Below are 21,829 nucleotides of genomic sequence, written 5' to 3'. Positions count from 1 at the left end.
TCACTGCTCGCTCACTTTGCTGATCGCCATCCCGGCATGGACGAGAATCAAGTCACCCGGGACCAGGGCGCCGGTCAGAGCCGTGACGACGGACTCGGCACCGGATGCGCTGCGGACCATGGCTGTTCCATCCGGTCTGGCCGCAATGACCTCGGCGAGCCGACCCTCGTCGCTGCACGTTATACACACCTCTTCGGTGCAGTCCTGCGCGGGTGCAGTGAGAAGACCCGGATGCTCGAAGCACACATGGGTGAGTTCCCACAGCAGGTGGTACATCAAGACGAAGTCACCGGTCGCGGGAAGGCGAGGATCCGGATCGTCAAGCCAGAGCACGTGATCGGCAGCTCCGATTTGCGGCGGGTGCCCGTTGCCGATCCACACCGTGGTGACGCCCCAGGCGGGGCCACGGCGCATGACGTCGAGGACCTGGGGTTCGGCGCTGCCCGCGACCGCGATGACCACGTCGCCGGGGCGGGCCGACACCCGTACCTGGCCGGTGAGGTCTGGCCCGGTCAGAGCGACCGCGGGGAGCGCGCGCTTGCCGACGATCACAGGATGAACAAACTCCACCGCGATGTGCTGGGCATGAGGCGCGAAGGTGGGCGCGATGCACCACATCGTGGCCCCGGCCGAAAAGCGCCGTGCAAGAGCCAATGCTGCACCGGCGAGATCAGCTGAGAGTTCCCGAGTGACTCTGGTTTGTTCCGGTGCGGTCACGATGCGACGCCTTGCTCGCCGAAAACACCGTACTCACGCATTGTCTCGAGTGTTACTTGCGCAGATTGTTCGTCGATGCGGGTGAGTGCGAAGCCGGCGTGAAGAATGGTGTAGTCACCGATGGCCAAATCCGGGAGGTAGGCAAGAGAGGCCGTCTTGATCTGGTCGCCGAACAGTACCTTTGCGAAACGTCCGCCGTCCGGTTCGTCCCAGACTTCGGTGATTTTGCCAGGGATCCCTAAACACATTGTGTGGTCCTTCCCCTCATATCTCCGGCCTGACCTGATTCCGCCAACGCCGTCAGTGCCGAAACTGCAGCCTGCCCGAGCGCCAATCCGCCGTCGTTTGGCGGAACGATGCGATGTGTGAGTACTGTGAAGCCCGCGTCTTCGAGAACATGGCGACATTGCCTTGCCAGCAACACGTTCTGAAAAACCCCGCCGGTCAGTCCTACCGTGGTGGTGTCGCCTGCGACGGCGCTGACGGTATCCGCCACGGCAACCGCCACCGCGCGATGAAACGCGGCAGCCAGGTGCCCTGGGTCGTGGCCGTCGTGTAGCGCGTCGACCAAATCGGTGAACATCGATGCCGGATCCATGATTCCGCCGGCGTTCACCGTGATGTGTAGCGGCACTTGGCGTTGACCGGAATCCACCGATGCCGCCAGCACTTCCAGTTCGATCGCAGCCTGTCCTTCGTAGGTGATGCTTTGGCGGACGCCGAGCAGGGAGGCCACGGCGTCGAACAAGCGACCCACACTGGTGGTGGGCACACACCCTCGACCGGTGGCGAATTGTGTACGCAGGAGGCGCAATTCGGCTGCGCTCGCGGCGTCGACCGGTGCCAGACCCGGGGTCCACGCGGCACGGGCGTGCCAGAGATGCGCCAGTGCCATCCGCCACGGGTTACGTACTGCGGCGTCGCCGCCGGCCAACGGCACCGCGGCGAGATGGCCAACCCTGGCGAAACGATGACTGTCTCGGCCGAGGCGAAGGATCTCGCCACCCCAGACGGTGTCGTCACAGCCGTAGCCGGTTCCGTCGAAGGCGACTCCGATAATGGGCTCACCGAGCATGCCGTGTTCCGCGAGCAACGAGACGACGTGGGCGTGATGATGCTGGACGAGGTCAACGGGTCGGTCACCGGCGTTGTGCTCGGCCCAGTTACGCGTCACGTATCGCGGGTGTAGATCGGCGGCAATTCGTGCTGGCTTCCCACGCATATCGCATATTTCGCGCACTGAGTGGGTGAATGCCTTCAACGTTGCGACGCTGCCCATATCGCCGATGTGCGCCGAACAGTACGCACGTCGGCCATCGGTCAGGCAGAACGTGTTCTTGAGTTCACCACCCACCGCAAGGACGCGCGGGCTCTCGATACCGAGATCGACGGGTAACGGCACGTAACCGCGGGACCTGCGGATCGGCAGCTCGCGGGCGAGTTTCCCGTCTCCGACAACTCGAACCACGGAGTCGTCACACGGAACGTGTATCGGTCTGTTGTGATCCAGCACAACGTCGGCGAGTGCGGGAACCCGCTTGGCTGCATCCTCCTCGGTGTAGCAGATCGGTTCGTCCGAGCGGTTAGCACTGGTCAACACGATCGCATCAGGTGGTGGCGTCGTCGAATCCGGTACGGCCGCGAGGAGCAGGTGGTGGAGAGGCGAGTAGGGCAGCATCAGGCCGATCAGCGGATTGCCGGGAGCCACTTCTACCGCGACCGGCGCGTCACTTCGGCGTCGCAGCAACACGACGGGTCGCGCCCGGCAGGACAGCACCGCAGCCTCGGCGGCATCAAACTCGGCGTAGCGGCGGGCGACGTCAAGGTCTCGAACCATGACGGCGAAGGCCTTGCCGTGACGGGCCTTCCGTTGACGCAGCCGAGTAACGGTAGCGCCGTTGTCCGGGGCGCAGGCCAGATGGTATCCGCCGATCCCCTTGATGCCGACGATTCTTCCCGCGGCTAGCGCGTCCTGGGTCGCGGTCAGCGCGAGGTCGCTGTCGTAGATCAGGGTTCCTTTGCCGACAAGGCGGATCGACGGTCCGCAGTCGGGACATGCGATGGGCTGTGCATGAAACCGCCGATCGACCGGATCGTGGTACTCGACTGCACATCGGTCACACATCGGGAAGTGAGACATCGTGGTTGACGGACGGTCGTAGGGGAGCGCCCGGATGATGGTGAATCGGGGGCCGCACTCGGTACAGGTGATGAAGGGATGGCGGTATCGCCTGTCGGAGGGGTCGAAAAGCTCGCCGACACACGCGTCACAGACTGCGATGTCAGGAGGAATGGATGTGGGAGCGGAGCCGGAGGTGCTGCTGGCGACGATGTGAAACTCGTTGTCGCTCTGTAAATGCAATGCGAGTTCGGTCCACGACACGTTGCTGACAGATGCCAAAGGGGGCGCCTCGGCGCTGAGTCGGCGCCCGAATTCGATCACGGCCGCCGACGTGCCTTGCACCTCGATGAAGACGGCTGCCGAGTCGTTGCCTACAAATCCCGCCAGGCCCATGCCGGTGGCGAGCCGGTGGACGTATGGTCTGAATCCTACCCCCTGCACGACGCCGGTCACCGTGAAACGACGGCGTCGCAGCGTATCGTGTGCGGCCGGCGTCGGCGCGGGGATCATGCTCGCCGCCAAATGATGACGCGGTTGTTGCCTGAGTCGGCGATTGCGAGGCCATCGCCGTGCAGCCATATCCCGTACGGCCAGCACAGCGAATCGTGAGTGACGGCGCTCCAACGGTTTTCGCCGTTGGCTTCGAACGTCGGCTGACCCAGTACATGGTCAGCCGGACGACCGTCGGAAGGCATGTCGTTCCAGAACAGTACGCGGTTGTTGGCGGTATCTGCGACCGCGAGTTGCTCGCCGTACGTGGCGACCGCATACGGGAATCGGAACCTGTCGCCGCACTGCGGCCCGTACGGCCATTCGCGTGCGCTGAAGAAATCAGTCTGGCCGAGCAGTCGGTTGGCGGGCACATCGCCGGTCGGCAGCGGCGACCAGCCCACCACCCGGTGATCGCCCGCGTCGGCGACCAGCAGCAGGTCCTCGCAGCCTGTGATGCTGTGGGGCCAACGAAAAGTACTGGGCCCCACGGCTTGGCCACGATTCTCTTCGCGATGAGAACCAGAAGGCTGGCCGAGTATCACATCAGCGGGCCGGCCTGGTCCGGGCAAGCCACCTTGCCAGCCGAGCACGCGCCGATTGCCGGTGTCGGCCACCCAGAACACCGACCCGACAACCGCGACACCGAATGGCCAGTACAACGTCGACGGTGAGCATTCCCGGCCGGCGTTGGGCTCGACAGAAGAACTATCGGGTTGCCCCAGAACGATATCGGGTGGTGTGGAGCTGACTGCAGGCACCGTGTACCAGATCAGAATGCGGTGATGCCAGGCGTCGGCGACGATCAAATGACCGTCGTGGACGAGGACTCCGGTAGGTAGGTTCATACCGTTCTCGGGGCCGCGTCCTGACGAGGCGCGTCCTTCGGTGATGCCGTCGACCTGCCCGAGCACCACGTCGGCCGGTTGTTCATCGGAAGTCGGAATACCGTGCCAGATCAGCACGCGGTGATTGCCGGAGTCAGCCACCACGAGGTACCGATCGTCGAAGAAAACTCCTCGTGGCGAGTACATCCACGCCAACGTCGGACTGGCAGAAGGTAATGCCAACCCGCCGGGCGCAGGTGCACCTAGCCAGACGTCGGGGATCCAACCACCGGAGCATCGCACGCCGCTGGCGATGTCGGCACGTGCTTCGCGCGGCACAAGGCTGGTCCGCACGGTCAGTCGTGTCATGCCCCGACCCGGACCCAGATCTGACCGTGGTCGACGCGCACCGGAAGCTGCTCGAGCTGCGCGGCTGGAGCCGTCAAGCACTCCCCGGATGCAGCGTCGTAGCAGAAGCCGTGCCACGGACAAGTGAGGGTGCCATTGACGGTGTCGAGAACCGCATTGTCCAATGGCAAGGCTTCGTGGGCGCATTCGTTGACGTAGGCAATCAGTTGCTGGCCGATTTTGACGATCAGTACTGAGACCTCTCGGCCTGACGTCGGCGTTGTGAGTTGAAGAGTCGTCAGCTCGCCTTCGGGCACAGCGACAGCCGAGCCGGCCTGTGCCCACCCCTCTTCTGCCGGATGGCGTCCTGCGAGCAGCGAGTCCGTCGAAATAAGCTTCTGTTCAGGATCATTCGGCAATACCTCGACCCTGGTGATGGTAGCGACGGAGCCGACTAGAGCCTTTTCGACAAGATTCCGCAAGGTGACCGACGACATGGAACAGCCGTTGCACGCCCCCTGTAACCGCACGAATGCAACGCCATCCTCGACGCGCACCAGGCTGACGTCGCCGCCGTGACTGTGCAGCTGCGGCCGCACCGCATCTAGTGCCCGGGTGGCCTGGGTAACCGGGTCGGGACGAATGATCCCGTGCAAGGCGAGCAGCAGGTGCACGACGGGATCGTCGACGAGTTCGAACAGCGCTGCGCGCGTGGACTCGTCGGTGCGCAGGCGGCGCACGATCGTGACGAGGGCGGCCCGGTGGATGTCTTCGATCGCCGTCTTCAGTTCCTCGGCCACAGCCCGAGCGGAGGGCTCGAGCGTGAGCAGCGCGACAGTGGCTTCATCGACCCGTCTGGCCAGCTCCTCGAAGCTGGGAGCCGACGGTGGCTCCGCCGCAGGGCGCGGCGACACGTCGGACACGGCTGTGGACATCACGGCCTCCCGGGCTCGTCGGTGGTGGAAACCACGCGCTGGCGGGCGATTTCGTCGAGTACCCCTCGGACAGCCCGCACCGAGTCGACGTCGCCGAGCTCTTCGAACAGGAATCGTGCCTCGTAAAGTTTGGCTTTGGCGGTATCGAAGACTCCGAGGTGTGCGAGCACGTTGCCTTGATTGGCCAGTACCCGCGCCCGGCCGAGGGGATCGGTATTGCGATCACGCGTTTGCAGGACAGCTTCGTAGATCTCGACAGCCTCGATCAGGTTGTCTTTGTGGTGCCGCGATGGCGTGTAGACGAGTGAGTTGGCGAGATTGAGCTGCATGCTGGCCCATTCGTGCGGATAATCCTCACGCGTGTACACGCGCAGGGCCGAGCGTAGCGACTGAGCGGCGACGCCGAGGCGCAATTGACTGGATGCCTCGACCATCGGCATGGTCAGGTATGCCGCGGCCAGACCGGCATGCGCCGCAGCCCACGACACGGGAGCGTCGGTGCGGGTGATCAGCTGCAGTGTCGAGTGATAGTGCGGGATGGCGCTGACCAGCAGCTCCGGTTGATTCTCTGCCAGCTCGTGGAGAAGACCCGCAAGGCACAAATGAATCTCGGCGCGGGCGATATGTAATCCGTCTGCGCCGTCCAGCTCGGTCAGCGCCTTCCGTAGCAACTCCTCGCAGTCGGTACGGCCGGCATCTCGGCCGATCGAACCCGCTGCACCCAAAAGCGTTCCGGCTGTCGGCGGCGAGACTGGACGGGCGGCCTCGGCGGCCTGTACGAGCAACTCGATCGCGGCCTCGGATCTACCGTCGGCGAGGGCATGGCCAGCCTGCGCGGAGAGCAGCACCGCCGCGATCTCCGCGTCGGCCGAGTCGCTCCGTGGGGGAGTGTCGTTGCGGCCCAGGGTAAACAGCACGAGGTCAACCAGCGCGGCAAACTCGCCCAGTTGCGTTCGAAGAATCTCTCTGTCGACCCCGTCCGGGTCGAGGACAAAGCGGTTGTAGCAGGAAACGGGATCGTCGGCATCGAGCGCTGCGATGGCGGCGTCGCGCTGCCCCGCTGCGGCCAGCTCATGGGCACGCAATCTCGGCGGCCAGTTTGCAGGCAGTCGTCCGGCCACCAACTCTGCGCGCGCCGCATCGGTATCTTGGCCGGCGGGAATGAGCATGTAGCCGAGAGGCAGCGGGAACAGACCCAGCGGTTGCGGCCGCGACGGCAACTGCCAACCGCCGGCAGGGCTTTGGGTTGCCAAGGTGGGTGTCGTCGTCAGTGCTTCAGCCATTGAGCGGTCCTCTGATGTCACGTTCGGCGGCCCGTTTGATCATCCGCGCGGACAGCTCTGCGCGGGCCTGGGTCGAATGAGTGTCGATGCGCTTGCGCACGATGCCATCCGCGAACACGACCACGATGTCGACTGCCCACCGTCCGCGTTCTTCGAACACCACGGTGTCCACGCTCAGTGCCTCGTCGGCCGAGCTCCGCTCTGGTCGCCGCGTTCTCCGGCGGGCGTCGGGTTGCTCAGTCACAATCGTCACTTCTGTTGCTCCAACGGAATCCGAAGCGCGCCATGCTCGGCATCCCAGAACGCGCGGCGCTCTCCGACCAGGATGATGTCATCGAGCAACTCGCGCACGAGAACGGCGCGATCGCCAGCCGCGGTGCGCTGCTTGAGCAACAGCCCACCGTTACGTGGGCCCCGCAGCGGCAGTAGCCACAGCTGGCCGTCACGGATCGCTCCTACAGCAACGTGTGCCGGGAAGTGTGCTGCCGCTGCGGCCGCGGTCAATCGCAGGTAGCCGTCCTCCGTGAACTGAACGGTGAGGTCACGGGCTTCGGTCGGTTCCGGCGGGCGGAGCGGCGCAATGTACTCGGCTTCAACGAGATCGATCACCTGCTCCATCGCACTGGCTACCTCAGGTGACAAGTCGGCACCCATGGCGACGTTCGCGGCCTCGATGAGGAAAACCGTGATATCGGACGGGCAGGCGTCGCCTAATGCCCACTGCGCGAAGGCGATCGCATGGTCCCAACGGAAAGAGTGGGTATGGAGCCCTTCCAACGGAGGCAGCTCCGCCAGCTCGGACCCGGGAACTCTGTACACCGTTCCCGGTGGGACTCCGGTTGCCGACGCATCGACGATCACGACTCGGTCGGCCCCGCGCATTTGAAATGCCACGTCCATGCCTGCGGTTCCACCGTCGACGAGACGGAGGCCCTCGGGCATACCGCGCTCCCATAAGTGGCGCACGAGGATTGGCCCCACCCCGTCATCGCCGCGCAGCAGATTGCCGCACCCGACGACGAGCACGGCGCAACCCGGGGGATCCAGGGCTGGGTAGGCCCCCTCGGGTTGCGCCGCGCTGCCGGGGTTGGCTGACGTCGGAATCACACCATTCCGTTGATGACGAATTTGGAGAGCTCGCGGCCCGTCTTGCCGTCGTAGGCATGCACGGTGCACACCAGGCAGGAGTCGAAGCTGCGGGCCACGTGCCCCAGCTCGACAGGATCCTCGGGATCGACGATCGGCGACCCGACAAGTGCTTTCTCGATCGGCCCCAGTACCTGTGCGCCGTCACGGGGGCCGATGTTCCATGCGGTGGGCGTCACAACCTGATAGTTCTTGATCTTGTTGTCTTCGATGACGATCCAATCCGACAGCGATCCCCGGGCAGCCTCGGTAGAGCCGAAGCCTTTACCTTCGGCGTGCTCGGTCGGTTTCGTGTAGAAGCTCTCTTTCAGGTCGAGCCGGTTGAGCCATTCCCGCGTCCACTTGTAGTACTTCGGTGCCTCATGCATACGGGCCAGTTGGCGCACGAACACACTCGGACCGATTTTGTTGTAGAGATCGACGAACAGCGGGTCATTGTCTTGATGGTCTGCGGCGTCGGGGCCGCCCGCGGCTATCCGCCGTGCCAGCGGTCCGGCCTCAAGCGGTACGTGGCCCAGCGACGGTACGTCGTAACGAGGAGACTTGGCCCAGCTGTACTTGCCGTGCTTTCGTCCCTCCTCTGGATCGATCGGAATCGTCTCCCCTTCGAAGGGATGCAGAGCTCCGGTGCCCTGATAGAACGAGTGCGTCACGTCCTCGCGCACCCGGGCCTGGTCGAACTCAGACCAGGTTCCGTCGGCGAAGATCCCGGACCGTCCGATGAGCGCCGCGTTGCGCCCTTCAATAGTGGGATGTTCATAGAGTGACGGTTCGAAGTATGTACCCGTCGCGATGTAATTTCCGACGCCCTGACCGTACTTGTCCAACCCGACATCGAGGCAGAAGCGGATGAAGAATCCGCAATCGCTGTTGTACTGCTCCTCGTTCTCGTCGACCCACTCGAGAACATCCTCCCACGTCTTGTTGGCCAGCCAGCGGTCCACGGAGCAGCCCAACCACTGCTTCTCCAGCCAGTTGTCTTTCCAGTGCTCGAGGATCGCAATGGATCGCGTGACATCGGAAAGTGTTGGCGCGCACATCACTCCGCCCGGAACCATGAAGCTGGAGTGGGGCCACTGACCACCGAAGATCGCGTACACCTCAACAGGCTTGGCCGACAACACCACGCCAGGCTGGTAGCTGGTGCCGACGTACGGCGCAAAGCGGCGCACAGATTCCGCATAGAGCTTGGACTTCGCGTAGTTCTTGTTGGTCAGGTCGATTGCGAACAGTGCGTAGAAGTAGCGGGGGATCGACTGGAGAGTCTCGCAAGCCTGGCAGATGTTGCGCACCAACGTCGCGTTCGGCGGCACGTGGGTACGCCATGCTGTGTCCAGCGCGTAGGCCGACTTGTACAGATGGCTGCCGCCACAGATACCGCAGATCCGTGGCGTCACCACCAAACCGGCTTGGGGATCCTTGCCGCGCAAGATGATTTCGAAACCACGGAACATCGCGGCCTCGGTCCAGGCCGAGGTGACGACTCCGTCCTCGATCGTGACGCGGACGTCGAGGTCGCCCTCGACACGCCCGAGTGGGCTGACGAACAAGTCCAACGTGGTCATTCGGTGGATCCTTTCAAGACTGGAGTTGCGCTGTTGGAAGGGCGGTGACTAGACGACGAACATGTCTTCCTTGGCCCATTGCGGGGCTGCGATACGAGCCGCGGCCGCATGGGCCATGTAGGTGAGGTGGTCGCTGCCCTCCGGGACTTCCTTGGGGATCATCCCGCTGACCTTCTGCGTCTTGAACACCGTGCCGGGCGCCAAGTCGAAATGAGGGAATTCGGGCTCGGTGCAACCAAGGCATGGCATACCCGCCCGAGTCTTCGACGACTGGCGGTTCCAGAGAATCCGGTTGCACGGCGAATGCGTCATCGGGCCACGGCAGCCGAATTCGTAGAACAGGCAGCCGGTACGAGTGCCTTCGCCGAATGACATTGTTGATTGCTTGTATTCGAAGAACTGGACACGTGTGCAGCCGGTCTGGGTGAAGGTTTTGAAGAACGTTTCGGGGCGGTGCAATTCGTCCAGCGTGATCTCACCGGCCCGGCCGGTGGCGAGCGCCACGATGATCTGGGTGATCCAGTCCGGATGTGCGGGACAGCCGGGAACGTTGATGACCGGAAGCCCCATCTTGGAGCGGAAATCGGGCCCGAGGAACCCGCCTTTCCGCCTCTTGTGGAACTGCAGCCCGGTCGACGCGGACGGATTCGGCTCGGTCGCGGGAATGCCACCCCAGCATGCGCAGTCACCGATTGCGACGACAATCTGGGCGGCGTTGCACAGATCGGTGACCCAGTCCTTCATCGGCCGGTCGGCGAACATGTCCATCCGGCCGGTGCCGTTGGGCGCCTCGATGACGCTGCCTTCGAACACGAAGATATCCAGCGGCCGCTCACCCCGCGCGCAATCCCAGAACACCTTCTGGGCGTTGTTGCCCAGCTCAAGGCCGAGCGAGGGATGCCAGAGCAAGTCGAGCCCGAAGTCGACGATCAAGTCGACGACGTTGGGCTCCTCGGCATTCAGGAACGACATCGTGTTGCCGCTGCACGCTCCTCCTTGAAACCAGAGCACGGACGCCATGGAAACTCCTCTCGGGCTTGTTGTTTGGGCTATTGGACCGGGCTGGGTTGGTGAGTCGCCTTATGACTGCAGGGACGTCAGATGTTGGACGAGCCCTCGGGAGCCAGCCGCCGTCCGAACGCACGAGCGATGTGAATCATGAAGCCGAGGCCGCGGGACACATCGGGATCTTTGGTAACGCGCATGAGGGCGAAAACTCCTCTAGGGCCGCGTGGATCGGCGGCGGCGGCCTGTTTGCCCTCGAGCAGTGCCTCTCCGGCGTTGGCGAGGACATCAGCGGTCTGTGGGTCGGTGAGGGGCGAGCGCAGCAGCTTGTCCAATGCGGGCGCGGCATCAACGACGGCAGCTGACAACCGGGCAACTGTCTCGCTCAGGGCTGCGAGGTCCACCGCCGGCCATCGAGCCGTACCCGCGCTCGAGGCGGCAAGGTCTCGTACCTCGGCGAGACCTGATGCCACGTTGTCTCCGATCACTTCGGCTCGGCGCACCAACCCGTCAAGGCCGACGATCATCGTCGCGATGAGATCTGCGTGGTCGAGGATCAGCGAAAGCGATGCGGCGATCTGTGGATCATCCAGTCGGGCGATGATGGCATCTCCGGGCGAGTCCGCGATGAGGTCTTCGGACTCACGACTCTCGATGAGCGAAGCGTGTGCAGCCACCCATTGCCTCCTACGCCGGTGTGTTGGTGATCACAGACGCTAGCCCTGAGTGTCCATCGGGCCTATCGATATCGCGCAGCAGCTGTCAGAATTGCGCAGAGTTGTGGTCGCAGATGCGATCAATGGCATGAGGAGTCTTGAATGATTGCAGCGAACGCTTCACCAAACTGTGTGTTCGCTGCCCGCTTTCAGGATGGCTGATTGCCATGTCTCGTCTGTCCAGGTTGGGTTTCATCGACACTCGGCGGACCGGCGAACCGGTGCGCCGGAAGGTGCGGTCGCGTGGAGTGCCACCGGCGCTGGCAAACAAGGAGATCTTCTATACCGAGAGTGTTCGCGAAGCGGGGAAGCTACTGAGCCGGGCATTGGCTCCCGGGTGGATCACCCTCGGTGAGGAGCCTTCCGGCTTCGCGTCCACCATGCATGGGGTGCGGTTGCGCAACGTCAGCATGTTGTATCTGGACTTGCACGTCCGGGCGACGCTGGAGATTCCTGTACTCGGCCGGTACTTCGGTGTGCATATGCCCATGAACGGCACCGCGCTCTGTCAGCACAATGGACACGAGTTCGAGGCGAACACGATCCGGGCCTTGGTGACCAACCCAGGCAGTGCGCTCACGATGCGCTTCGACGACGACTCACCGCAGCTGCTGATCCGCATCGAGGAGCAGGCTCTGGTCGACTACCTCACCCGGCTACGCGGGCGAAGGCTTACCGCGCCTCTGGTTTTCGATCCGCAGTTCGACTTGACCACCGATGTGGCCACGCGGTGGCACGCAGCCGTGCAGCTGCTCCACACGGAGGTCTACCAAACGGGTTCGCTCGTTCATCGTGGTCATGGAATCGACGGCATCGAGGACCTGCTCATGAACAGCTTGCTGCACATTCAGCCGTCGAACTACCACGATGAGTTCATCCGGCCCTCGGCAGATCCGGGCCGCAGGGTGGTTCACGAAGCCATCAAGTACATCGACGCGCATCTGGCCGAACCGATCACCATGGATTCGCTCGCTCGCAGCGTGCACATGAGCGTCCGCTCGATCCAACAAGGGTTCCGCGACGAATTAGGGGTATCCCCGATGACCTATATTCGCGATCGTCGCATGGAACGAGCGCACGCGGAGCTCGCCGACGCTCTCCCGGCCGATGGCGTCACGGTGACTGACGTGGCAACCCGTTGGGGTTTCAACCATCTCGGCAGCTTTGCCGCCGAGTATCGGAAGCGGTGGGGCGTGGCGCCGTCAGAAACGCTGCGTCAGTGAGTCGGGGAAGCGTGTATGGTCGCGTCAGACCCGAGGAGGTCGACGGTGCATGAACTCTCGATCTGCAGTTCGATGGCTGCCATCGTAAGAAAGCACGCGCAGGGACGAGACGTCCGGACTGTCCACGTGCAGATCGGGGCGATGCGTCAGATCGTCCCGGATACCCTTGTCTATTGCTGGTCCTTGGTCACCGAGAGTTCGGAATTGGAAGGTGCCGAGCTTCAGGTCGAGCGGGTACGCGCAAAGATCCGTTGCGCAGATTGCGGCTATGAGCAGGTGCTCGACGAATTCGTGATGGCCTGCGCATCATGCGCCGGCCGCGCTGTGAATCTTGTTGAGGGAGACGAATTCCTCATCACTTCACTGGATTTGGCGGAGGTATGACACATGGGCAGGTTTCACAGACACGACGACGGCGTCGAGCACGAGCACTCGCACGAGCACGGTGATCACTCTGGCTACACCACAGCGACTGACCGCGTGATGGTTCTCGAGCGCATCTTCGACGAGAACGACAAGACCGCAGCGGCGAACCGCCAAGACTTCGAGAGCGCGGGCTTGACTGCGGTGAACCTGATGTCGTCTCCCGGTGCCGGAAAGACAACGCTGCTTCGGGAAACGCTGCGCGCACTGCAGAATCGGCTCCGGATCGGAGTGATCGAGGGTGATATCGAAACCAGCATCGACGCAGACCGGCTCAGCGGACTCGGTGCCGCGATAGCCCTGATCAACACCGCAGATGGCTTCGGAGGCGAGTGTCATCTCGATGCACCCATGGTGCGATCGGCACTGCCTCGGCTGCCGCTGGCCGACCTCGAGCTACTCATCATTGAAAATGTGGGAAATCTGGTGTGCCCCGCAGAGTTCGATGTCGGCGCCCATGCGAGCGCCATGGTGTACTCGGTCACCGAGGGTGAAGAGAAGCCGCTGAAATACCCGGTGATGTTCCGGTCGGTCGACTTGGTGGTCGTCAACAAGACGGATCTGATTCCACACCTCGACTATGACTTGTCGGCGTTCTACACCAACCTGCGGATGGTCAATCCAGCCGCCACAGTGATCGAGACAAGTGCGCGCACTGGCAGTGGAATTGCCACGTGGTGCGAATGGCTGGCTGGACTGCACGCAAGGAGAAGCACAGGGCAAAGCGTCGGCTGACGTCGCCTGACAGGCACCCACCCAGCCGCCCACCCAACAGGGGGATGGCCTCCTGGAGTGGTGCGGAGATCCTTTGGGCATGTTTGCAGACCGCACCACATTGGTCCAGTTCCTGATAGAAGAACGCCGACGACACCCGCACGCGTCCGGCGATCTCAATGGCCTGATCCTCGATGTAGCGCTCGCCTGTAAGGCGATATCAAACCGCGTCGCGGTCGGGGCGTTGGGTGGGCTGTTGGGCGCAGCTGAACACATCAATGTCCAGGGCGAAGTGCAACAGAAGCTCGACGTACTAGCCAACGACTACTTCATCCGGGCTACTGAATGGAGCGGACATGTCGCTGGAATGGTGTCCGAGGAACTGGAGGAGCCCTACTGCCCGCCGGCGGAATATCCGCGGGGAAAGTACCTGCTGCTGTTCGATCCGCTGGATGGTTCATCGAACATCGATGTGAATGTTTCAGTGGGAAGCATATTCTCGATACTGCGAGCGCCGGAACCGGGGCGCGACGCAGAACCGCAGGATTATCTGCAACCGGGCGCGCAGCAAGTGTGTGCTGGATATGCGATTTACGGCCCGTCGACGATGCTGGTTCTATCAGTCGGCACCGGTGTGCACGCGTTTACCCTTGACCCGAGTCTCGGCGAATTCATACTCACCCGAGAGTCCATCCAAATCCCGCCCAACACCAGGGAATTCGCTATCAATGCTTCCAACCAGAGGTTCTGGGAGCCGGCGGTGCAGCGGTATGTGCAGGAGTGCCTCGCCGGCCGGTCGGGTCCGCGGCAGAAGGATTTCAATATGCGGTGGGTCGCGTCACTGGTGGCCGAGACCCACCGTATCCTCACCCGGGGAGGGGTTTTCCTGTACCCTCGCGATTCTCGCGAGCCGGTCAAACCGGGCCGCCTGCGCCTGCTGTATGAGGCGAACCCAGTGTCGTTCCTCATCGAACAAGCGGGCGGCGCTGCCAGCACAGGCCGGAATCGGGTGCTCGATGTTCTCCCCAGTGAGGTGCACCAGCGGATTTCGTTGATTTTTGGTGCTCGTGACGAGGTTACGCGAATCGCCGAATACCACGGCGAGAGTTACGATTCGACGTCGACGCTGCCGTTGTACGGCAACCGCGGCCTGTTCCGTGCGGCTCAGGCGGGCTGACCGCCGTGTCACGAGCACATCCGATCATCTCGGTCACCGGGTCCTCGGGTGCGGGCACCACGTCGGTGATGCGCACCTTCCAGCAGATATTTCGCCGTGAGGACGTCAACGTAGTCTATGTCGAGGGCGACAGCTTCCACCGCTTCGATCGTCTTGAGATGAAAACGGCGATCGCGGACGCACATGCGCGAGGTGACCACACCTTCAGTCACTTCGGTCCGGAGGCCAACCTTTTCGAAGAACTCGAAGGACTGTTCCGAAGCTACGGCGAGAACGGGACCGGCAAATTCCGGAAGTATCTGCACGACGAGGAAGAAGCCAAACCGTACGGCCAGAGTCCCGGGACGTTCACCACCTGGGAGGACCTCCCAGAGGGCACCGACATGCTGTTCTACGAGGGTTTGCATGGTGCGATCACAAGCGAGACAGCGGATGTCGCCAGACATGCCGACCTTCGCATCGGCGTGGTGCCGGTCATCAACCTCGAGTGGATACAGAAGCTGCACAGGGACAGATTTGTTCGCGGCTACACCTCTGAGGCTGTGGCCGACACCATCCTGCGAAGGATGCCGGACTACGTGAATTACATCTGCCCACAGTTCTCGAACACTGACGTCAACTTCCAACGCGTTCCGGTGGTCGACACCTCGAATCCCTTCGTCGCCAGGGCCATCCCGACGGCTGATGAATCAATGCTGATCATCAGGTTTCGCGATCCGCACGGCATTGATTTCCCGTATCTTCTCGCGATGCTGCATGATTCGTTCATGTCACGGCCCAATACCATTGTCTGCCCGGGTGGGAAGATGGATCTCGCCATGCAACTGATCTTCACGCCGATGATCCTGCGCCTGGTGGACCGGCGAAGGGCCGAGCTACGTGACGCACAGCGTGTCAGTCGATGAGGAACTTGTCGCAACTCCCAGTTCGTTCGCTCATGCGATGCCGAATTCCTTGATCTTGCGGTAGATGGTGGCGCGTGACATGCCAAGCGCTTCAGCGGCATCGCTTTTGCTGCCGAAGTTTTCCTGAAGGCTGCGCACGATGGCATCGCGTTCGAGGGCTTCGAGCTGGGTCAGCCGTCGACGGGACAGTGAGCGGCACTCCGCCGGCAGTTTGTCGGCGCCTATCGTGCCGGTACGTTGCAGGGAGACGGTTTCTGCCAATACTTTCCGTAGTTGAGCGACGTTGCCCGACCAGGGCAGCTTGGTCAGTTGGCACATGGCCTCCGGCGCGAGTCGCACATCCGCTCCACGGGTCAACTCGCGCAGCAGCGCGGGGACGAGCTCGTAGAGGTCTTCTATGCGGTGGCGTAGTGCCGGTACGGTCACGGTGTGTGTGAAGAACGGCAGAAGCAGCGCGTCCACCCGTGGTGAGCGAGAATCTGTGCCCATGGTGGCCGCCACCCAGCCCCGCCCGGCACAGCTCTGGAGGACCGTCGACAGAGGATCCAAAGCGTCGTCGGGCAGGGCGTCGACATTGGCCAGCACCACCGCGAAATCGTCGCCTTCCGTCTCCGCATCCAGCTCCGCGATGAAGCCCTCTGTCGTGTGGAAGCCCTCGAACCGAAGTATCCGCACGGTGCGGGAGGGATTGACGTGCTGGGCGACCGCCTGCCCTAGCCTGGCCCGGCCTGATCCACACTCGCCCTCGATGACCACCCAATCGCGGTCTCGGCAGCATCGGCTGACCTGCTGGCAGCTGCGGAGCCACGAACTGCTCCGCCCCGCGAGCCGCGGGATGGTTTCCACCGAGGCAGACTGCGCAAAGCTCGATTGATTGTTCAGGTGCACATGCAAAACCGCGGTGCCGTTGGCATTTCTTTCCGAGATCATCTCTGCCAACGTGATTCTCACCGTGATCCCACTTGGCAGTGAGGCGATCGTGGTCGAGCGCCCATGCGAATTCACCATTTCTGCGGCGTGATCAAGCAGTGTGCTCTGGTCGCCGGCATCGAGTGTCTGCCGCAGATGCGGGTTCATCAGAACGACTTCGCCCCCGATGGCGAGCACACCACCGGGATACCTGCGCGTGTGTTTGAGGTATGAGTCGAGGAGCGCGGTCTCCCGCTCGTTCCGCAACGCCGTCAGCCGGTCCTCGATCTGACTGCCCGCGCTCTTCGCCAGGACAAACAAGAGTGGGTCGGACTGCCGGGCCCAACAAGTGAGGTCGACGACGCCGAGCACCCGGCGGGTGACCGGATCCCGGATCGGTGAGCCTGCGCAGGCGAGCCGCTCCAGCGTCCCGACGTAGTGCTCGCTGCCGCGGATGAAGGTGGGGACGCCGGTTTCCAGTGTGGTGCCGATACCGTTGGTGCCTGCGAACTCTTCGGCGTAGCTGTATCCCCGTGCCAGCCGCACGTCGTCGAGTGCCCGCATGATTGCCGGGTCCGATAAGGTCCGGTCGAGCACCACGCCATCGGCCGAAGTGAGTATCACGCCCACGGCCTGGTCTGCCAGATCGCTGGCAATACGCCGCAGGACGGGCGTGGCCGCGGCAAGCAATGGCGTATCCGGGTCGGGCTCGCGCACGAAACTCAAGTCCACGCGGTCGGGGTGAACATCCAGGGCTTGGGAGCGGCGCCAAGAACTGAGCACGTCGGGCGCCACGAGGTTGCTGTGGGCCGCGCCGTTCGCGAGAAATTCTTCTCGAGCTCGACGGAGATCCTCGCCGGTGCGCACGCTGTTGGCCATATGCGGTACCTCGACATTGAAGCGGATGCGTTAGGAGCGTAGTCGCCCACTCTGTGGGCTGCGTCTCACTTTGAGACAAATGGCCCGGGCGCGCCCTGATGTGATCCACGTCTCATAGTGAGACGTCTGTGATCTGCACCTCGGGGTTGCATCTGTGTGCATTGAACGACCGCCGGCAGCGGCGGCCCCGCACACAGGAGGCGCACTTTGAGTAGGCAAAGCCTGACCAAGGCCCATGCAAAGATCACCGAACTCTCGTGGGAACCGACGTTCGCCACACCAGCGACGCGCTTCGGCACGGATTACACGTTCGAGAAGGCACCGAAGAAGGATCCGCTCAAGCAGATCATGCGGTCCTACTTCCCCATGGAGGAGGAGAAGGACAACCGCGTCTACGGAGCCATGGACGGCGCGATCCGCGGCAATATGTTCCGGCAGGTTCAGCAGCGGTGGCTGGAATGGCAGAAGCTGTTTCTGTCGATCATCCCGTTCCCGGAGATCTCGGCGGCCCGCGCCATGCCGATGGCCATCGACGCCGTGCCCAATCCGGAGATCCACAACGGGCTGGCCGTGCAGATGATCGACGAGGTGCGGCATTCGACTATCCAGATGAACCTCAAAAAGCTGTACATGAACAACTACATCGACCCGGCCGGCTTCGACATCACCGAGAAGGCGTTCGCCAACAACTACGCCGGCACCATCGGTCGCCAGTTCGGTGAGGGATTCATCACCGGGGACGCCATCACGTCGGCCAACATCTATCTCACGGTCGTCGCCGAGACTGCTTTCACCAACACACTTTTCGTCGCGATGCCCGACGAGGCGGCAGCCAACGGTGACTACCTTTTGCCAACGGTCTTCCACTCGGTGCAATCCGACGAGTCACGGCACATCTCCAACGGTTACTCGATCCTGTTGATGGCGCTGGCCGACGAGCGCAACCGGCCGCTGCTCGAACGTGACCTACGGTACGCATGGTGGAACAACCACTGCGTCGTGGATGCCGCAATCGGGACCTTCATCGAATACGGCACCAAGGACCGCCGCAAGGACCGCGAGAGCTACGCAGAGATGTGGCGGCGCTGGATTTATGACGACTACTACCGCAGCTACCTCTTGCCACTGGAGAAGTACGGTCTGACGATCCCGCACGATCTCGTCGAGGAGGCATGGAAGCGGATCGTCGACAAGCACTACGTGCACGAGGTGGCCCGCTTCTTCGCCACCGGGTGGCCGGTCAACTACTGGCGCATCGACGCCATGACCGACAAGGACTTCGAATGGTTCGAGGAGAAGTACCCGGGCTGGTACAACAAGTTCGGGCGCTGGTGGGAGGACTACAACCGGCTGGCCTACCCTGGCCGCAACAAGCCCATCGCCTTTGAAGAAGTGGGCTACCAGTACCCGCACCGCTGCTGGACATGCATGGTTCCCGCACTGATCCGTGAGGACATGATCGTCGACAAGGTGGACGGTCAATGGCGGACCTATTGCTCGGAGACCTGCCACTGGACCGACGCGGTCGCTTTCCGGAGCGAATACGAGGGTCGTCCGACGCCGAACATGGGCCGGCTCACCGGATTCCGGGAATGGGAGACCCTGCACCACGGTAAGGACCTTGCCGACATCGTGGCCGATCTCGGGTACGTCCGAGATGACGGCAAGACGCTGGTGGGGCAACCCCACCTGGATCTTGATCCGGGCAAGATGTGGACCCTCGACGATGTCCGCGGCAATACGTTCAACAGCCCCAACGTGCTGCTCAACGAGATGAGCGACGAAGAGCGGCAGGCGCATATCGCCGCCTACCGCGCCGGTGCAGTCACCGCCTGATTACCCCGTTCTCCGGTGGGGGCGTCGGCTTGCCGCGCGCCACCCACCGGAGTCCACCAGAGAATGCACAACTCCCATAGGAGGCATGGTGGCCGATATCCACCGCATCAGCTTCGAGCCCGTCGACATCGAGATGGACGTGGCAGAGGACGAGAACATCCTGGACGCCGCGTTCCGGCAGGGCATTCACTTGATGCACGGCTGCCGGGAAGGCCGGTGCTCGGCCTGCAAGTCCTACCTGCTGGACGGCGACGTCCAGATGGACGACTACTCGACGTTCGCCTGCAACGACGCGGAGGTGGAAGAGGGCTACGTGCTGTTGTGCCGTTCACACGCCTTCAGCGACTGCACGATCGAGCTACTGAACTTCGACGAGGACGAACTGCTCGGCGGCGTGCCGATTCAGGATGTACGTACCAGAATCACGGCGATCGAGCCCGTCACGCGCGACATCGTGTCGTTGCGACTGGAGGCCGTCGCTCCGGCGACATTCGAGTTCAAGGCGGGGCAGTACGCCGACATTCACATCCCGGGGACCGAGGAGCACCGATCCTTCTCGATGGCCTCGACCTCATCCACACCCCGACATGTCGAGTTCTTGATCAAGAAGTACCCGGGCGGAAAGTTCTCCGGACTGCTCGACGAGGGGCTTGCCGCAGGCGATGAGCTCGCGCTCACCGGGCCGTACGGCACGTCGACTCTGAAGGACGGGCACATCCTGCCGGTGGTGTGTATTGCGGGTGGCGCGGGAATGGCACCTGTACTGGCGTTGCTCCGCCACATGCGCGAGACGGCGAGCCCGCGAGCGGTGCGGTTCTACTACGGCGCGCGCACTGCCTCAGACCTCTTCTATCTCGATGAGATCGCCGAGATAGGAAAGGGCTTGGTGGATTTCGCATTTACTGCCTGCCTGTCGGAGTCGATGGACGGGGAACTGCCCGCCGCGGTAAGCGTCGAGAACGGCAACGTCACCGATGTCGTCGCCCGCCACGAACCCGATATCGCCAAACACGAAATCTACCTGTGCGGCCCGCCGCCAATGGTCGACGCCGCCCTCGAGCTGCTGCAAGACCACTCGGTGCCCAAAGACCAGGTGTTCTACGACAAGTTCACCAGCCCGATCTTCGACTGAACCGTTGCAGCCCAACAGAAAGAGAGCACGATGTCCGCACCTGCAAAGCAGCGCAGCTTCCCCAAGATCGAGTTCACCGACTCGGAGGCGGGTGCGCTGGAATTTCCCAGTTCGAAGAGCCGGAAGTTCACCTACTACCAGCCCGCGAAACTGCGCTCGACGATGTACGAGGACGTCACGGTGGACGTCCAACCCGATCCCGAGCGACACCTCACCCAAGGCTGGATCTACGGATTCGGCAACGGCCCTGGCGGCTATCCGCAGGACTGGACGGTGGCCAAGTCGGTTAACTGGCATGCCTTTTTGGACCCCAACGAAGAGTGGGACCAGACGATTTACCGCAACAACACCGCGGTGGTCAAGCAAGTTGAGTTGTGTCTGAAGAACGCCAAGCGAGCCAGGGCGTACGACGGCTGGAACAGCGCCTGGCTGAAGTTTCTGGAGCGCAACGTCGGTGCGTGGATGCACGCCGAAAACGGCCTCGCGCTGCACGTCTTCACCTCCATCCAGCGGTCGGCGCCGACGAACATGATCAACACTGCCGTCGCCGTCAACGCGGCCCACAAGATGCGCTTCGCACAGGATCTGGCGCTGTTCAACCTGGATCTGTCCGAGGAGGCTCACGGATTCGACGGAGCCGCGCACAAGCAAGTATGGCAATCGGCACCGGAATGGCAGCCCACGCGTGAGGTGGTCGAGCGGCTGACCTCGGTACCGGACTGGTGCGAACTGCTGTTCGCCACGAACATCGTCTTCGAACAACTCGTTGGCTCGCTGTTCCGCAGCGAACTCGTGATGCAGATCGCAGCGCGTAACGGCGATTACATCACGCCCACCATCGTCGGCACCGGTGAGCACGACTACGACCGGGATCTCGCATATGCCCGCAACCTGTTCCGGTTGCTGGTGCGCGACAAGGTGCACGGCGAGTCCAACAAGGCGCTGTTCTCGTCATGGCTGGCAACCTGGGTGCCGCGCTGCCTGGATGCCGCCCGGGCGTTGCAGCCGTTGTGGTCGCAGCCGGCCGAGAAGGCAGTCACGTTCGCTTCCAGCCTCGGTGCCGCCGAGGAGAAGTTCACATCCTTGCTCGAATCCATCGAGCTCGACGTTCCCGAGGAGTTGCAGAAGTGAGCATGCAGTTCGGATCCGCGACGGAATTCTCCAACAAATGCGGTGTGACATTGATGAACACACCGATCGGCCGGGTCGTTGCCGACGTCATGGGCGCCAAGGACGGGGTCGAACTCACCGAGTATCCCTCGATGATCCGGGTCGACGGCGAGCGTCTGCTGAACTTCGACTACGCCGAACTCACCGATGCGCTGGGTGAGGAGTTCGACGGTTCCATATTCGAAGAGATTAGTTCGACCCACTACGGGCGGATGGTGCACCTGGACGACAAGACACTGCTCTTCGCCAGCCCCGAGGATGCCGCCGAGTACATCGGCTTCGATCTAACCGCGAAATAACCCGACCAG

21 protein-coding genes are annotated in these 21,829 nt (G+C 62.7%); 9 read left to right on the top strand and 12 right to left on the bottom strand.

Annotation, left to right across the window (positions count from 1 at the left end):
* The 11 genes from RMCB_RS24010 to RMCB_RS23960 form a co-directional block, all read right to left on the bottom strand.
* Window positions 1-720 carry a HypC/HybG/HupF family hydrogenase formation chaperone gene (locus RMCB_RS24010; protein ID WP_165606318.1) on the bottom strand — a complete coding sequence of 240 codons (720 nt, stop codon included), beginning with the start codon at window positions 718-720 and terminating at the stop codon, window positions 1-3.
* Window positions 714-965, bottom strand: a complete 252-nt coding sequence (locus tag RMCB_RS24005; RefSeq protein ID WP_062830774.1) for a HypC/HybG/HupF family hydrogenase formation chaperone — start codon at window positions 963-965, stop codon at window positions 714-716. Before RMCB_RS24005 ends, RMCB_RS24010 begins: the two co-directional genes overlap by 7 nt.
* Window positions 956-3,349 carry a carbamoyltransferase HypF gene (hypF, locus tag RMCB_RS24000; protein ID WP_062830773.1) on the bottom strand — a complete coding sequence of 798 codons (2,394 nt, stop codon included), beginning with the start codon at window positions 3,347-3,349 and terminating at the stop codon, window positions 956-958. The genes RMCB_RS24005 and hypF overlap by 10 nt, the downstream gene beginning before the upstream one ends.
* A complete protein-coding gene (locus RMCB_RS23995) occupies window positions 3,346-4,524 on the bottom strand; it encodes an NHL repeat-containing protein (protein WP_062830772.1) in 1,179 nt (392 codons plus the stop codon). The genes hypF and RMCB_RS23995 overlap by 4 nt, the downstream gene beginning before the upstream one ends.
* Entirely contained in the window at window positions 4,521-5,438 is a 918-nt protein-coding gene (locus RMCB_RS23990) for a NifU family protein (protein WP_062830771.1), read from the bottom strand. Before RMCB_RS23990 ends, RMCB_RS23995 begins: the two co-directional genes overlap by 4 nt.
* Window positions 5,438-6,721: a hypothetical protein gene (locus RMCB_RS23985; protein ID WP_084388595.1), complete on the bottom strand. Its 1,284-nt coding sequence runs from the start codon at window positions 6,719-6,721 to the stop codon at window positions 5,438-5,440. Before RMCB_RS23985 ends, RMCB_RS23990 begins: the two co-directional genes overlap by 1 nt.
* The gene (locus RMCB_RS23980) at window positions 6,714-6,974 is read right to left on the bottom strand and encodes a hypothetical protein (protein ID WP_062830770.1); all 261 of its coding nucleotides are present in this window, start codon (window positions 6,972-6,974) and stop codon (window positions 6,714-6,716) included. Before RMCB_RS23980 ends, RMCB_RS23985 begins: the two co-directional genes overlap by 8 nt.
* Window positions 6,971-7,828, bottom strand: a complete 858-nt coding sequence (locus tag RMCB_RS23975; RefSeq protein ID WP_084388594.1) for a hydrogenase maturation protease — start codon at window positions 7,826-7,828, stop codon at window positions 6,971-6,973. Before RMCB_RS23975 ends, RMCB_RS23980 begins: the two co-directional genes overlap by 4 nt.
* A complete protein-coding gene (locus RMCB_RS23970; RefSeq protein ID WP_062830769.1) occupies window positions 7,825-9,432 on the bottom strand; it encodes a nickel-dependent hydrogenase large subunit in 1,608 nt (535 codons plus the stop codon). The genes RMCB_RS23975 and RMCB_RS23970 overlap by 4 nt, the downstream gene beginning before the upstream one ends.
* A gap of 48 nt (window positions 9,433-9,480) precedes the next feature.
* Window positions 9,481-10,452, bottom strand: a complete 972-nt coding sequence (locus tag RMCB_RS23965; RefSeq protein WP_062830768.1) for an NADH-quinone oxidoreductase subunit B family protein — start codon at window positions 10,450-10,452, stop codon at window positions 9,481-9,483.
* A gap of 77 nt (window positions 10,453-10,529) precedes the next feature.
* Window positions 10,530-11,114 (bottom strand): DUF1641 domain-containing protein, encoded by a 585-nt coding sequence (locus tag RMCB_RS23960; RefSeq protein ID WP_062830767.1) that lies wholly within the window; start codon window positions 11,112-11,114, stop codon window positions 10,530-10,532.
* 206 nt (window positions 11,115-11,320) lie between these two features.
* Here RMCB_RS23960 and RMCB_RS23955 point away from each other — a divergent pair, with 206 nt between their 5' ends.
* The 5 genes from RMCB_RS23955 (at window position 11,321) to RMCB_RS23935 (ending at window position 15,595) form a co-directional block, all read left to right on the top strand.
* A complete protein-coding gene (locus RMCB_RS23955; protein WP_062830766.1) occupies window positions 11,321-12,376 on the top strand; it encodes an AraC family transcriptional regulator in 1,056 nt (351 codons plus the stop codon).
* Between the two features lie 45 nt (window positions 12,377-12,421).
* Window positions 12,422-12,760 (top strand): hydrogenase maturation nickel metallochaperone HypA/HybF, encoded by a 339-nt coding sequence (locus tag RMCB_RS23950; RefSeq protein ID WP_062830765.1) that lies wholly within the window; start codon window positions 12,422-12,424, stop codon window positions 12,758-12,760.
* Between the two features lie 3 nt (window positions 12,761-12,763).
* Window positions 12,764-13,534, top strand: coding sequence for a hydrogenase nickel incorporation protein HypB (gene hypB / locus RMCB_RS23945; RefSeq protein ID WP_062830764.1), 771 nt, complete (start codon window positions 12,764-12,766; stop codon window positions 13,532-13,534).
* A gap of 79 nt (window positions 13,535-13,613) precedes the next feature.
* Window positions 13,614-14,690 carry a class 1 fructose-bisphosphatase gene (locus RMCB_RS23940; RefSeq protein WP_062830763.1) on the top strand — a complete coding sequence of 359 codons (1,077 nt, stop codon included), beginning with the start codon at window positions 13,614-13,616 and terminating at the stop codon, window positions 14,688-14,690.
* Window positions 14,691-14,695: 5 nt separating this feature from the next.
* Window positions 14,696-15,595, top strand: coding sequence for a phosphoribulokinase (locus tag RMCB_RS23935; RefSeq protein WP_062830762.1), 900 nt, complete (start codon window positions 14,696-14,698; stop codon window positions 15,593-15,595).
* Between the two features lie 30 nt (window positions 15,596-15,625).
* Here RMCB_RS23935 and RMCB_RS23930 read toward each other — a convergent pair whose 3' ends face one another.
* On the bottom strand, window positions 15,626-17,383 hold the full coding sequence (locus RMCB_RS23930) for a sigma-54-dependent Fis family transcriptional regulator (protein ID WP_062830761.1): 1,758 nt from the start codon (window positions 17,381-17,383) through the stop codon (window positions 15,626-15,628).
* A 207-nt stretch (window positions 17,384-17,590) separates the two neighbouring features.
* Between RMCB_RS23930 and RMCB_RS23925 the strand changes: the two genes are divergently transcribed.
* The 4 genes from RMCB_RS23925 to mimD all read left to right on the top strand — a co-directional run bounded on the left by RMCB_RS23925 (window position 17,591) and on the right by mimD (window position 21,820).
* Window positions 17,591-19,219 carry an aromatic/alkene/methane monooxygenase hydroxylase/oxygenase subunit alpha gene (locus RMCB_RS23925; RefSeq protein ID WP_062830760.1) on the top strand — a complete coding sequence of 543 codons (1,629 nt, stop codon included), beginning with the start codon at window positions 17,591-17,593 and terminating at the stop codon, window positions 19,217-19,219.
* Between the two features lie 88 nt (window positions 19,220-19,307).
* Window positions 19,308-20,351 (top strand): 2Fe-2S iron-sulfur cluster-binding protein, encoded by a 1,044-nt coding sequence (locus RMCB_RS23920; protein ID WP_062830800.1) that lies wholly within the window; start codon window positions 19,308-19,310, stop codon window positions 20,349-20,351.
* A 30-nt stretch (window positions 20,352-20,381) separates the two neighbouring features.
* Window positions 20,382-21,482 (top strand): aromatic/alkene monooxygenase hydroxylase subunit beta, encoded by a 1,101-nt coding sequence (locus tag RMCB_RS23915; protein ID WP_062830759.1) that lies wholly within the window; start codon window positions 20,382-20,384, stop codon window positions 21,480-21,482.
* Window positions 21,479-21,820: a propane 2-monooxygenase effector subunit MimD gene (gene mimD, locus RMCB_RS23910; protein WP_062830758.1), complete on the top strand. Its 342-nt coding sequence runs from the start codon at window positions 21,479-21,481 to the stop codon at window positions 21,818-21,820. The genes RMCB_RS23915 and mimD overlap by 4 nt, the downstream gene beginning before the upstream one ends.
* The last annotated feature ends 9 nt before the right edge of the window (window positions 21,821-21,829 follow it).

The sequence above is a fragment of the Mycolicibacterium brisbanense genome (assembly GCF_001570425.1).
GTDB lineage: Bacteria > Actinomycetota > Actinomycetes > Mycobacteriales > Mycobacteriaceae > Mycobacterium > Mycobacterium brisbanense.
The sequence above is the reverse complement of the archived record's forward strand: the minus strand, read 5'-3'. Positions and strand labels throughout refer to the sequence as shown.

Bases quoted from the DNA above. Each gene is read 5' to 3' on its own strand.
- RMCB_RS24005 (WP_062830774.1), bottom strand. From the start codon at position 965: ATGTGTTTAGGGATCCCTGGCAAAATCACCGAAGTCTGGGACGAACCG.
- hypF (WP_062830773.1), bottom strand. From the start codon at position 3,349: ATGATCCCCGCGCCGACGCCGGCCGCACACGATACGCTGCGACGCCGT.
- RMCB_RS23995 (WP_062830772.1), bottom strand. From the start codon at position 4,524: ATGACACGACTGACCGTGCGGACCAGCCTTGTGCCGCGCGAAGCACGT.
- RMCB_RS23990 (WP_062830771.1), bottom strand. From the start codon at position 5,438: ATGTCCACAGCCGTGTCCGACGTGTCGCCGCGCCCTGCGGCGGAGCCA.
- RMCB_RS23985 (WP_084388595.1), bottom strand. From the start codon at position 6,721: ATGGCTGAAGCACTGACGACGACACCCACCTTGGCAACCCAAAGCCCT.
- RMCB_RS23970 (WP_062830769.1), bottom strand. From the start codon at position 9,432: ATGACCACGTTGGACTTGTTCGTCAGCCCACTCGGGCGTGTCGAGGGC.
- RMCB_RS23965 (WP_062830768.1), bottom strand. From the start codon at position 10,452: ATGGCGTCCGTGCTCTGGTTTCAAGGAGGAGCGTGCAGCGGCAACACG.
- RMCB_RS23955 (WP_062830766.1), top strand. From the start codon at position 11,321: ATGTCTCGTCTGTCCAGGTTGGGTTTCATCGACACTCGGCGGACCGGC.
- hypB (WP_062830764.1), top strand. From the start codon at position 12,764: ATGGGCAGGTTTCACAGACACGACGACGGCGTCGAGCACGAGCACTCG.
- RMCB_RS23940 (WP_062830763.1), top strand. From the start codon at position 13,614: ATGTTTGCAGACCGCACCACATTGGTCCAGTTCCTGATAGAAGAACGC.
- RMCB_RS23930 (WP_062830761.1), bottom strand. From the start codon at position 17,383: ATGGCCAACAGCGTGCGCACCGGCGAGGATCTCCGTCGAGCTCGAGAA.
- RMCB_RS23915 (WP_062830759.1), top strand. From the start codon at position 20,382: ATGTCCGCACCTGCAAAGCAGCGCAGCTTCCCCAAGATCGAGTTCACC.